The sequence below is a fragment of the Corynebacterium sp. HMSC05C01 genome (genome assembly GCF_001807155.1).
Lineage (GTDB): Bacteria > Actinomycetota > Actinomycetes > Mycobacteriales > Mycobacteriaceae > Corynebacterium > Corynebacterium coyleae.
In genome coordinates, this window is the sequence record NZ_KV787927.1 from 1 (window position 1) to 11,659 (window position 11,659).

At 67.5% G+C, this 11,659-nt stretch carries 8 protein-coding genes and 2 pseudogenes; 3 read left to right on the forward strand and 7 right to left on the reverse strand.

Translation table 11 applies throughout. From position 1 onward, the window contains the following. The first annotated feature begins 199 nt into the window (after positions 1 to 199). From truA to eccB, 3 genes are all read left to right on the forward strand, one after another. Entirely contained in the window at positions 200 to 1,081 is an 882-nt protein-coding gene (truA, locus tag HMPREF3145_RS00255; RefSeq protein ID WP_083279290.1) for a tRNA pseudouridine(38-40) synthase TruA, read from the forward strand. Between the two features lie 49 nt (positions 1,082 to 1,130). After that, positions 1,131 to 3,290, forward strand: coding sequence for a DUF6541 family protein (locus HMPREF3145_RS00260; RefSeq protein WP_070421279.1), 2,160 nt, complete (start codon positions 1,131 to 1,133; stop codon positions 3,288 to 3,290). 97 nt (positions 3,291 to 3,387) lie between these two features. Then, positions 3,388 to 4,683 (forward strand): type VII secretion protein EccB, encoded by a 1,296-nt coding sequence (gene eccB, locus HMPREF3145_RS00265; RefSeq protein WP_070421280.1) that lies wholly within the window; start codon positions 3,388 to 3,390, stop codon positions 4,681 to 4,683. Positions 4,684 to 5,016: 333 nt separating this feature from the next. Here the strand turns inward: eccB and HMPREF3145_RS11735 are convergent. From HMPREF3145_RS11735 to HMPREF3145_RS11900, 7 genes and pseudogenes are all read right to left on the reverse strand, one after another. After that, positions 5,017 to 5,361, reverse strand: a pseudogene (locus HMPREF3145_RS11735) (integrase core domain-containing protein); the annotation flags it as partial. Then, positions 5,267 to 6,169, reverse strand: a complete 903-nt coding sequence (locus HMPREF3145_RS00275; RefSeq protein WP_070421282.1) for a transposase — start codon at positions 6,167 to 6,169, stop codon at positions 5,267 to 5,269. The gene HMPREF3145_RS00275 and the pseudogene HMPREF3145_RS11735, both read right to left, overlap by 95 nt. A 470-nt stretch (positions 6,170 to 6,639) precedes the next feature. After that, the gene (locus tag HMPREF3145_RS00280; protein ID WP_070421283.1) at positions 6,640 to 8,412 is read right to left on the reverse strand and encodes a penicillin-binding transpeptidase domain-containing protein; all 1,773 of its coding nucleotides are present in this window, start codon (positions 8,410 to 8,412) and stop codon (positions 6,640 to 6,642) included. A 111-nt stretch (positions 8,413 to 8,523) separates the two neighbouring features. Continuing rightward, positions 8,524 to 9,408, reverse strand: coding sequence for a serine hydrolase (locus HMPREF3145_RS00285; RefSeq protein ID WP_070421284.1), 885 nt, complete (start codon positions 9,406 to 9,408; stop codon positions 8,524 to 8,526). Further along, positions 9,405 to 10,286, reverse strand: a complete 882-nt coding sequence (locus HMPREF3145_RS00290; RefSeq protein WP_070421285.1) for a LysR family transcriptional regulator — start codon at positions 10,284 to 10,286, stop codon at positions 9,405 to 9,407. Before HMPREF3145_RS00290 ends, HMPREF3145_RS00285 begins: the two co-directional genes overlap by 4 nt. A 522-nt stretch (positions 10,287 to 10,808) precedes the next feature. Then, a pseudogene (locus HMPREF3145_RS00295) lies at positions 10,809 to 11,399 on the reverse strand (NADPH-dependent FMN reductase). Between the two features lie 59 nt (positions 11,400 to 11,458). Then, positions 11,459 to 11,659: hypothetical protein (locus HMPREF3145_RS11900; RefSeq protein WP_210384118.1), on the reverse strand; the 201-nt coding region annotated here is incomplete at its 5' end.

An 11,659-nucleotide genomic window follows, 5' to 3' on the forward strand; every position in this document is an offset into this window, starting at 1 on the left:
GGCGGCGAACGCCGCCCTGGCTGGCGCTGAGGGCGAAGAAGTACCGTTCTAACTACGAAACCCCGCAGGGAACGATACGACCTGGGGTTTTGTGAAGCGATTTCAAACGCATCTAGTGGCGCCATTTATGGTTGGGGGCATGGGCGCAGGAAAAAGTGATTTCGACGTTGTAGGTGACCGTGCGGACGATCCGGAAGAGATGGTGCGCCTGCGGTTCGATGTCGCTTACGACGGCACGGACTTCCACGGTTGGGCGCGCCAGAAACCTGCCGGTGGGGAAGAGCTCCGCACGGTGCAGGGCGTGCTGGAGGACGCGCTGAGCCTGATCCTGCGCTACCCGGTGGAGCTGACGGTGGCCGGCCGGACGGACGCGGGAGTCCACGCCGCCGGGCAGGTGGCGCATGCGGATATTCCGGTGTCGTCACTGGACCAGAGGTCGATTGAGGGGGATCCGGGGAGGTTGGTGCGTCGATTAGCGAAATTGCTTGATCCCGACGTGCGCGTTTCGGCAGTGTCCGCCGCGCCCGACGGCTTCGACGCGCGTTTCTCGGCGTTGACGCGCACCTACCGCTACCGGGTGACCACCGCGGACGGCGGCGCGCTGCCCCTGCGCGTGAGGGACACCGCGGTGTGGCCGAAGAAGGTGGACCTGGACGCGGCGCAAGAATTCGCGAATGCCGTGGTCGGGCTGCACGACTTCGCGGCGTTCTGCAAAGCGCGGCCGCACGCCACCACGATCCGGGAGGTCCGCTCGTTCGAGTGGCGCGACGTGTCCACCGGTGAGGAACCCGAGCTCTACGAGGCGGTCATCGTCGCCGACGCGTTCTGCTGGCACATGGTCCGCGCGCTGGTGGCCACGTGTCTCGACGTCGGCTCCGGCAAGCGCGACGGTGAGTGGGCCGCGGCTTTGCTGGGGGAGAAGGAACGCTCTGCCGCGGTGAGTTTGGCACCCGCAAATGGGTTGACCCTCCTCGGCGTCGACTACCCGGCAGATAACGAACTCGCAGCTCGCGCTGCAGTGACGCGCGACCGGCGCGACGCTTCGGAGGTGCACTCCGAGTCTTCCCGGGCGACGGAATAGACTGCTTGGGCAGGAATTGTCCGAACGAGTCGCCCCCGGGAGGTAGCGCATGGATGCAGTCGGTGCCGTGTGGTTGGCCATCGCTGTATTCACATTGCCGGGGCTGATCTTCGCGTGGGTCGCGGGCGCGAAACTGCCCGCTGCGGCCGCGTCGTCGCTGCCCGCGACCTTCGGCATCGTCGGGTTGGGCAGCTGGATGTACGGCGCGATGGGAATCCGCTTCGGGTGGCCGTCGTTCATCGTTTTCTTAGTGCTCATGCTGTGTCTGGCGGCCGGGTGGCGCTACGCGTTCGCGCGGCGGGCGAGAAAACGCGCGGCGAAGAATTGGGTGCGTGCCCTGTGGCCGGGCGACTGGCGGCGCGGCAGTATCGCCGACCCGTCGTGGGTGCTGCCCGGCGCCGGCGTCGTGGCTGGCGCGTGGATGCTGATCGCCAAGCAGCTCGAACTCCAGTCGAAGGTGCCCGGCCAGCTGGACAATATTGTCCAGGGTTGGGACATCCAGTGGCACGTCAATGCGGTGCGCTCCATCATGGAGGAAGGCATTGCCTCGCCCACGCGGATGGGCGAGCTGCAGAACCCCGAAACGCACATCGATCTTTTCTATCCTTCCGCTTTCCACGCGGCGACGGCGCTGTTTGCCAGCGCGGGCGACCTCGCCCCCGTGGAAGCCGTGAACCTCGCGTCGATCGTGCTGCCGAGTCTCGCCCTGACCGCCGGCGCCGCTGGTCTGGCGTGGGCGATGGCGCGCGGCCGCGGCATGGTCGCGCAGATCGCCGCGGGACTGGCCGCCATCGCGGTGTACGCCTCGCCGGTGCTGGTGTGGATCCCGGATTTCGTGGGCATGCGCCCCTACATCGTGGCGATCGGACTGTCCGGCATCGTCATCGCGTTGTTCCACCAGGTGCCGCGCTACCGCGCGCTGGCCCTGCCGACGCTGTTCGCGTTCTTAGGCATGATGCAGGTCCACCCGTCCGCGGTGCTCGTCGTGGTGCTCGCCGTGCTGCTGTACTGGCTGACCTACCTGGTGTGGCGCCCGGACCGCTCGCGTGTTAGCGATGTCCTGTGGCTGGCCATTCCGGCGCTCGGCGCGACGGTGGCGTTCCTCCCGCAGCTCATCGCCGGCCAGACTCAGGCCGAAGAGGTGAACACCTGGGACGCCAGCGAGAATGTCACTTCAGGGGAGGCCTGGGAGAAGGCGTTCAAGATGAGCACCCGCCACGTGGGCGAGTTCTTCCCCGACTTCGACCCGACCATCCTGCTGTGGCTCGCCGGCTTCGGCGCGATCGCCATGGTGGTCTGGCGCGGGCAGGTGTGGGCGCCCGTCTTCTACGGGCTCATGACGGCCAGCGCGGCGCATGCGCTGCACCCGTTCGACGGACTGTGGGAACCGCTTTTGACCCTGCTCGGGTCCCCGCACTACAACTCCGCGCACCGCATCATCACGGTCGTGGCGCTGACCGTCATCGCCGGTGCCGCTGTCGGCGCCGCGATGATCATCCGCGTGTTCACGCTCGCTCCCGTCGCTGCCCGCTACGGCACCCGCCCGTGGGTGTGGGGCACGTCGATTGCCTCCGCTATCCTCGCGGTTCTCGTCGGGTGGGGCACCGGCGCCTGGGCGTCCACCGTCGCCGTCGACGGCGCGAAGATGTCCTTCGACGCCTCCCGCCTCAACGACCGCATGGTCGACGACGACCAGCTCACGGCCTACGCCTGGCTCGCCTCCCGCCCGGAGGCTCACGAGGGCTTAGTCATGGGCGAATCCACCGACGGGTATTCCTGGGCCTACGCCATCGACGGCGTGCCCACAGTCGCCCGCCACTACCTGTGGCCCAACGGCGGCCTGGGCGTCGACTCGAACCTGCTCGCCGACCGCGCCGGCCAACTCGGCGCCGGTGAACGCGGCCGACCGAACGAGAAATCGCCCGCCGACGACGCCGCCGCCGACCTGGGCGTCCGCTTCATCGTCTCCTCCGGCAACACCTTCTGGCCCGGGCCCAAAAACTGGCAGGTGGACAAGGCCCTGTGGACCACCCCCGGCGTCACGCCCGTCTACCAGCGCGGTCGCGTGACCATCTTCGCCGTCAACGCGCAGCTCACCCCAGCTGAGATCAAGGAACTCCAGCGCGACGCCGTCGCCAACGGCGGCTCCACCGAGCTGCCTGAGCTGACTCCGACGAGTGAGGAGCTGGCGGCCGCGGGCGTCGAATAGCGTTGCGCACTTCAGTGCGCATTTTCGGGTTGAAGCCCGCCCCGCATGCGCTTAGCGTCGTTTAAAGAAGCCATTGCTAATCGACGGGGGCGTCCACATGGCTCAGCACACTCATGCCGTTTCGGGGGAGACAAAGCAGGCGCGCAGGCTGTTGCCGACGACGCGTTCGCAGGTTTCGGGGCACCGTTTCATGCGCCGGCGCGTGGAGCACGGGCTCATTTACGGGGATATCCGGATGATTCATGATCCATTGGCGGCACGGCGTCGTTCGGCGATCTTCGGGATGGTCGCGGTGGCGCTCATCGCGGCGGGATCGGGGCTGTTCGCGTGGTTGCGGCCGAATCCGGATCCGGGCGCGGCGGCGATTCTGCGGGCCAATGACGGGGCGATGTACGTGCGGGTCGGGGAGGTAGTGCACCCGGTGACGAACCTGACGTCGGCGCGACTGATCGCAGGCAGTGCGGAGGAGCCGCAGCGCGTGGGGGAGGAGCGACTCACCGAGATGCCGCGCGGTGTGCCGTTGGGTATCGCCACGGCGCCGGCGATGTTCGCGCCGGGTGATGCGGTGGATGCTGCGTGGTCGGCGTGCGAGGGGGAGGAGCGTGTCACGGTTGTCGCCGGGGAACCGGTGCAGCAGCTTGCCGACGGGCAGGCTGTCGCGGTTACTCAGGGCGGCAACGAGTGGATGCTCACCAATGAGGGGCGCGCAAAACTCCCGCCAGACAGCGATGCACAGGGCAGGCTGATCCGACGCGCCCTGGGCATCGACGCGCGGGTCGTCCGCGCAGACATCAGTGCGCCGGTGCTGTCCGCGATCCGCGAACTTCCGCCGGTCCGCCTGCCACACCCATTGCCGCGCCTGTTGCTCGCCGACGGCACCGACGAAGCATGGGCTGTCACACAGCATGGCGGCATTCAGCCCGTTTCGGAATTACAGAAGCAGTTGCTTATCGACGCCGCCGCACCCACCTCAACCTCTTCCCCCTCCCAGATTGCCGCGTATCCGGATGCCCAAGTCCCGCTAGATATCGCCGTTCCGGAGAAAGCGCCGGAGTGGGTTGATCCACAAGGATCGGCCGTGTGCGTGACGGAGTCAGGCTCTGTTGCACTCGTTGCCCCAGATTCGGATGTCTTGACCGCAGGATCGGTCGAGCTGTCCGGTGACAGCCCCGCGACCCATTTCGTCGGGTTAGCCTCCGGTGCTGTCGGCGTCGACACCGGTGCCGGCTACCACGTCGTGTCCGCTTCAGGTCAGCGCCATCTGGTGGATACCAGGGACAACCTCGACGTCGTCGGCGCACTGCACGTGGACACCGTTCCGTGGAGCATCCTCAGTCTCCTGCCCGAAGGCCCGGCCCTCACACGCGAGGCAGCGCTGACCGCGACCTACTGATAGCGCTGCGACGCCAGTCAATCTGGTCTCGGTGCACTACCTTCGCGGCGAGTTTTAGCCGTGGTGAATGGAGCGATGCCGGGGTCGGCCCTGGAGGAGTATCCGTCGAAAAGCGCCCACTGCGACAGCAAGGGCGGCGACGAGCACGACGCTTGCGACCGTGAAACTGCTTCGGTGTGGGGCAGCGGAATCAATGGTCGCAATTGGGCGCGCACGCAGCGGTGCGGTGTCGGGGCTCTGCTCGCGTTCGACGAATGGGACAGCCCGCAGTGGGTCGACGGCCCCGCCGTGCGGTTCCGCGGAGGCGGTGATCATGATAGTCAGTGCAGCTAATCAGGCGGCTTCAAAGGCATTCGGCGAGCGGTAGCCGGACCATGAGTGCAAACGTTTCGTGTTGTACCGGGTGCACCACCGAAACACATCCCGGCGGCACACCAGCTGACTTGGAAAAACAGGCTCATCCTGAAGGACTTCCCGCTTCAGTGACGCGTTGAACGACTCCGCCAACGAGTTATCCGCACTCGTCCCGATCGCTCCCATCGACTGGGTGACGCCGAACTGCTCACACAACCTCCGGTACTGCTCAGAGGTATAAACACTGCCGTGATCCGAGTGGAAAATCGCCCCATTCAGGTCTCCTCGTACCTTCCAGGCCATCGTCAGGGCTTCGGATGATAATCCGCATATCTGTGGGGTATTTGTCGAGGTTAATGCCCAGTGGTTCCCCGGCCCAGGATCGCATCCGGGAAGTGATGTCTGCGACATAAGCGTCCGTGGTGTCGCTGACCGTACCGCCCGCGCGGATGATGCCTTGTTTGATGCCCTCGCCGAGCGTGGAGGCGATGTCGCCGATCTGCCAGGTCACCGGCAACCCCACCGAATACGCCAGGCCTTGTTGGTTGAGGTGTCTCAGAAAGGCCTGGGATCCGCCGGCGGAATCCGTGCGTATCAGCAAACGCTTCCCCCACTCCTGACCATCGACGCGGTTGGGGATCGCGGCCAAGGCCTGGTCGAGGACGTCCTTGTGGTCGTCGGCGGTATTCGAGCCGACGTTGTCCGGACGCAGCAGGACGGCTGCGGGTTCACCGGTCAGCCCGTCGCCGTGGTCGATGATCGCGCACAGCGGGTGGAACCCGTAGTGCTTCTTCCAGGTCGGGGCCGCTTTTTCCTTGTCTGAGTGGGCGAGGATTTCCGTGGCGTCCAGGTCCAGAACCAACGGAGCATCGGTGCTGGCCGCGGCGGCGGGGTTGCGGGCACCGCAGGCGGTCCAGTCCGCGGTACGGGCTGTTTTCATGCCGGCCAGCACCGCGGTTGTGCCGGCACCGGCAGCTTCGTCGTCGTGGTCGGCGAGTTCCTTGCGGCGGCGGTGCACCGTGGAGTGCGACGGCACCTGGTCGACCAGGCCGGTGGCCACCAACGGGCCCAGGAGATCAACATCGCCTGCGTCGTCCCCGCTGAGGGCCAGTGCCAGGGCTAGTGCGGTCATGGTGTGCAGCAGGTTCGGGTTCTGTCACTCGGCCAGTTCCACGTCGATGGCATCGGCGACTTTGACGGCGTCGGCGGTGGCGGCCAATAACATGAGTCCGGCGTTCGAGCACAGTTGAGCAGGAGCGGGGTACCGACATGGAAGCTGGTAGTCTTCACCCTGAAGGTGATCCCTTCGAGCAGGCAAATTGTGACATCAACAACTACTAATTTGCCTGGTCAATGGTCACTTTCCTTGGATCTTCACCACATGTCAGTCGGCTTCCCGTGAAAACACCGGGTTACCTTCTCGAATATGTTGACCGACAGTGAACGACTCCTCATTTTTTAACGCAGAAGTTGACGTGACCACCCGAGGTATCGCGGACTTTTGTCCGGAACGTCCTCTTCCGCCCCCTGAATGGGGCTGACCTGCACTAATACTACTTTTGGGGGATCGACGTGAGCGTCGGCCCGGGTGATGGGGTCCGCTCAGCGCCACTCCGACATCGCGTCATCGCGCAGGAAACGGCCCGTGGCCGCCACCGCCGGTCCCGAGGACTCCGCCCCGGCGACGAAGGTGCAGAACGCCAGGTCACCCTTGATGCCGGCGAACCAGCCGTGGGCGGGCCGGTTGCCCCCGACCTCCGCGGTCCCGGTCTTGCCGCCGAGACCGTCGATGTCGCTCAGGCTGGCGGCGGTCCCGGAGTCCACCGTCTCCGCCATCATCGCGCGCAGGGCCCGCACTGTCGCCGGGTCGAGCGGCTCGGGGTCCTGGTCGGCGGTGGTCTCCTCACCCTGGATCAGGGTCGGCAGCACCATCCGGCCGTTGTTGCCCAGGGAGGCCTCCATGACGGCCAGCCCGAAGGGGGAGGAGAGGACCTCGCCCTGGCCGATGGCGGCCTCCACCCGGGCCGCGCCGGGCTCGGTGACGGGGACGGAGCCGGTCACCGTGGTCATGCCGGGCGCGGTGAAGTCCACGCCCAGCCCGAGGCGCGCCGCCGTGTTCCTCATGTCGTCCGGCTCCAGATCCTGGGAGATGAAACCCTGGGTGGTGTTGCAGGACTGGGCGAAGGCCTGCGTCATGGAGACGTCCCCGAGGGCGAAGTTGCCGTCGTTGGGGATGACGCGGCCGTCGATCTCCGCGGTGGCGGGGCAGGCGACGGTGGAGTCGGGTACCACGGTGCCGCGTTCGAGGGCGGCGGCGGTGGTCACCGTCTTGAAGGTGGAGCCGGGCGGGTACAGCCCGCTCAGCGAGACGGGGCCGAGGGCGTCGGCGGCGTCGTTCTGCGCGACGGCGATAACCCCGCCGGTGGAGGCGCTGAGGGCGACGATCGCCGCGGGCTGCTCGATCGGCTCCAGGGCCCGCTTCGCGGCCGTCTGCACCCCGAGGTCCATCGTGGTGCGCACGGGTTCGCTCTCCTCCGGTTCCACCTGCCCCAGGATGGTCGTGCCGGTGGGGGAGGTGGCCTGGAGGGTCCAGCCGGCGTCGGCCGTGATCTTCTCCGACCAGTAGTCGCGCAGGCCGCCGTCCACCGGGGAGGCAGTGTCCCGGGTGGGGCCGAGCATGCGGCCCTCCTCCCGCAGGTCCAGTCCCTTGATCGCCCGCAGGGCGTCCCCTATCACGGCGAAGTCCCGCTCTCGGAGGGTGAACAGCCCCACCGGGGAGCCGTCCCCGGACTCGATCTGGGCGGTGACGGATTCGGCGGTGGAGGTCGGCACGACCGGGCGGACGGCGGCGGCGATCTCCCCGGCCCGCGGGATCAGCTCCGGGCCCGCGGAGACGACGGTGACAGGTGTCCAGGACAGGATGTCGGTGCCGTTGCGGTCGGTCACCGGCAGAGTGAAGGTCTTGTCGTCGGAGTAGAGGAAGCGGCTGTCCCCGTTCAGCTCCGTGGAGAAGATCCGCTTGTCCCAGGTGATGAGGTCGCTGTCCTGTTCGGAGAGGGTGATCGTCCCGGTGGTGGTGAACTCATCGCCATTCGGGACGGTCCAGGTGGCGGTGATCTCGGTGGCGCCGTCCTCCTCGCCGCCGGCGTCCAGTTCCACGCTGGTCCCGCCGATGCCCGCGCGCAGCTGCTCCAGGTCGGCTGCGGCCCGGGCGGGATCGTCGCTGAGTGTGGCGGCACCGGCGTCGTCACCGGCGTTGAAGGCGGCGACGAACTCGTCCACCGCGTCCCGGAACCAGGGCACGGTGCAGGAGGAGAGCGCGAGCGCCGTAGCGGCGAGCAGGGCGGAGACACGGACAGTGGTGCGGGTGGTCATGCCGGATGAGATTAGGCCCACGGGCTCACCGCTACCACGTTCCCGCACGACTTCCGGCCAGTCGGGAGACGAATATCGCCTGCTCGGCGGGGTGTTCTCCGGTGGGAAATCTCAGCGCGACATGCGCAGTTCATCGACGAGTAACCGGGCGATGCGGCCGATCGCGGCGTCCGCGGCCGCGAGGTTCGGGCCGCTGCGGGCTGAACGGGTGATCACGGCGACGACGATGGGTGCCTCCTCGTCGACGGCCACCACGGAAACCTCGCCGCGCACGGGGCCGATCGTCCCGGTCTTGCCGTGGAAGCGCACGCCCCCGGCGGGGAAGCCGGAGGGGATCCGGTGGCCCCACACCTGCTGCCCGAGCACGGTCCGGGCGAAGGCACGGGAGACCCCGGTGAGATCCGGGCCCGTCCAGATCCAGTCCAGCAGGCGGCACAGCTGGCGTGGGGTGCTCACCGAGCGGTAGGTGGCCGGATCCTGGTGGACCCGGGGGTAGGAGACCAGCAGCCGGATCGCCTCGCTGGCCGCGGAGCCGTCCTCTGGAAGGGCCGGGAGTTCGGACTCGGTGGTGCCCGGGGCGACGATCGTGGTGTCCTCGAGATTCGCCAGGGAGACGACCTCCCCGACCAGGCCCGGTGGGAGACGCCGCTGCAGCACCCGGGCGGCGATGCTGTCGGAGAGCACCACCATCTGACGCACCAGATCCCGCAGGCTCATCGTCACGGGATCGGCGAACAGCCCCACTCCCGGGGTCCCGACCGGGCCGTCATCCGTGCTGAGCGTCACCGCGTCGAGCGGATTCAGCAGCCCGCGGTCCACGGCTAGGCAGAAGGCGGCCAGGAGGTGGACCTTGTACATCGACGAGATGCTGGTCTGACTGTCGGCGCCGACCCCGACGCCGGCCGCCTCTTCGCCGACCGGGTGCGCCCAGCACCAACCGTCACAGCCCGCGGCGACCAATTCGGTGCCGATCCGGGCCCGCAGGCTCCTGGTCATCCGGTCTCTCCCAGACGCCCGAGGGAGCGCCGCAGGGCACGGTCCACGACGTCGCGCAGATCCCGCTTTCCGACGGCCCCGCCCCGTTGCGGCGGCACCACACACCGCAGCCGCAGGTGGAAGGCCGTCGGCATCGGGAACGCGGGCAGGCCCCCGAGTTGATCGGGGGTGAGCAGCACCATCGCGCCTCCGGCACCGAGCCGCGCGGCCAGGGCCGTCCGGTCCGGCCACAGCTCGGTCTCCGGGTGCAAGCCGATGGTGAAGAAGGCGTCGGCCAGGCGTCCGGCGGCCGCCGGGCTGACGGCGGCGGTGTTGTCCAGCAGGGTGTGTCCCCGCAACGCCGCCCAGGTCGCGGGCTTTTCGGCGGGCCCGGCGAGCAGCCGGGGAACCTCGTGCAGCTGCCCGCGAGACAACTCACCCGTCGGCGCCGGGTCCTCGATGACGGCACAGTCCAGACGGCCCTCGCCCACCCGGGTGACCAGCTGCGACACCTCGGCCGTGTGCACACTGACCCGGCCGACGTCCCGCAACGCGGAGGTGAGGTCGAAGGCGATGCCCGGCGGCACCGAGGGGGCCAGCCCCACGCGTACCTCGGCCCCGGCGTCGGTGATGGCGTGGGCCATGCTCTGCAGTTCCGTGGCGTCCCGGACCAGAATCCGGGCCTGCGGGAGCAGGGACCGGCCGGCCTCGGTGAGGGTGGCACCGGTGGCGGAGCGGCGGATCAGGTCGAGGCCGAGATTCGACTCCAGACGTTTCAGCCCCTGGGACACGGGGGACTGGGTCAGCCTCAGCCGCTCCGCGGCACCGGTGACGCTGCCCTCCTCGGCCACGGCGACGAAGTACTCCCAGTGCCGGAGGGAATTCGGTCGAGTTGTCATGTGCCCCGAGCCTAGTGGAGGGGACTCTGACGAGCTGAGCGAGGTACGGGGAACAAGGGCTCACCGGGCCTGTCGTGCAGCGGATTGCCGTGGTGGGTCCAATTCAGGCGAAGATGCGTATGACAGCCGAACCGGCACCGTCCCGGGCCAGGGGAGAGACCCCTTTTCCCACGGCACCAGAACTGATCTGTGCGAGGGGGAATCGGCGAACTTCAGCTACCTGACCGCCACCCTGGATGCGTCCATCCGTGGAGCGGGACCCGCGGTCGGGGAGTGGCCGGGCAGAATCCACCGGGTGGAACCCCGGTCCCCTTCGAGGACGACCCCGACCTGACGGACAAGCGGTTTACGGGCAGTGGAGGAGATCCTCGACTGAGAGCCGCACGCCCGAGGTGGTCCGGGAGATGCGGGGCAATCCGGAAGAACTCGAACGGCTCGGCATTGAGGCGAGCAACGAACGACAACGCGGCGGGAAACCACAGGTTTCTCGCCGCGTTCGGCCTGGTTCAGACCAACTACCGGTCAGCCGCGCAGCGTCTTGAGCGCCTCCGACCAGGCGGTGACCTGGTTGAACACATCGGTGAGAGCGCCGGTGGCGCCTTCGGTCGGGGTGAACTTCGACATGTCCTCGAAGTCGGAGCTGAAGGGCAGGAACACCTGGGCGCGGACGTCGGCCATCTGCAGTTCCGCGGCGATCAGCCGCCACGCCTCCACGGAGCGGGTGCCGCCGGCGCTGCCGTAGCTGACGAAGCCGATGGCCTTGTTGTTCCACTCCGCGTACAGGAGGTCCACGGCGTTCTTCAGTGCGGCGGGCACGGAGTGGTTGTACTCCGGGGTGACGAAGACGAAGCCGTCGTAGGAGGCGATCTTCTCGGCCCAGGCCTTGGTGTGATCCTTCGAGTACTGGCCCATGGCCGGGGCATGGGCTCATCCAGCAGGGGCAGGTTCTGGTCGGGCGATGTCCACGAGCTCGAACTCGGCGCCGCCGTGCTGCTGCGCGTGCTCGTGCACCCATTCGGCGACCTGGGGTGCCAGGCGGTTGGGGCGGGTGCTGCCGACGATGATGGCGATGCGGGTCATGGTTTTACCTCCGAATAGTGGTGGTGGTGACATTCCCGTCTCCCACGCTAGCTGTACTTCCCCGTGACGTTGTGAACGCGTTGCAGGGGGAGTTAACCCTCCGATAGCAGTGTGAGCCCGGTTGCAATTGTAATCGTGGATGAACCCCGCATACGCTGCGGGGTTATTTTTTCAACCATTTCACACGCCAATTTGCTGCGAATCACTTGTGCAGTTTTACGGTGCAGTGGTGCGGTGCTTTTACTGGCGTTTCTGCTGCGCAATGGGGTGTCATGATTCCGGTGGACGGTGAA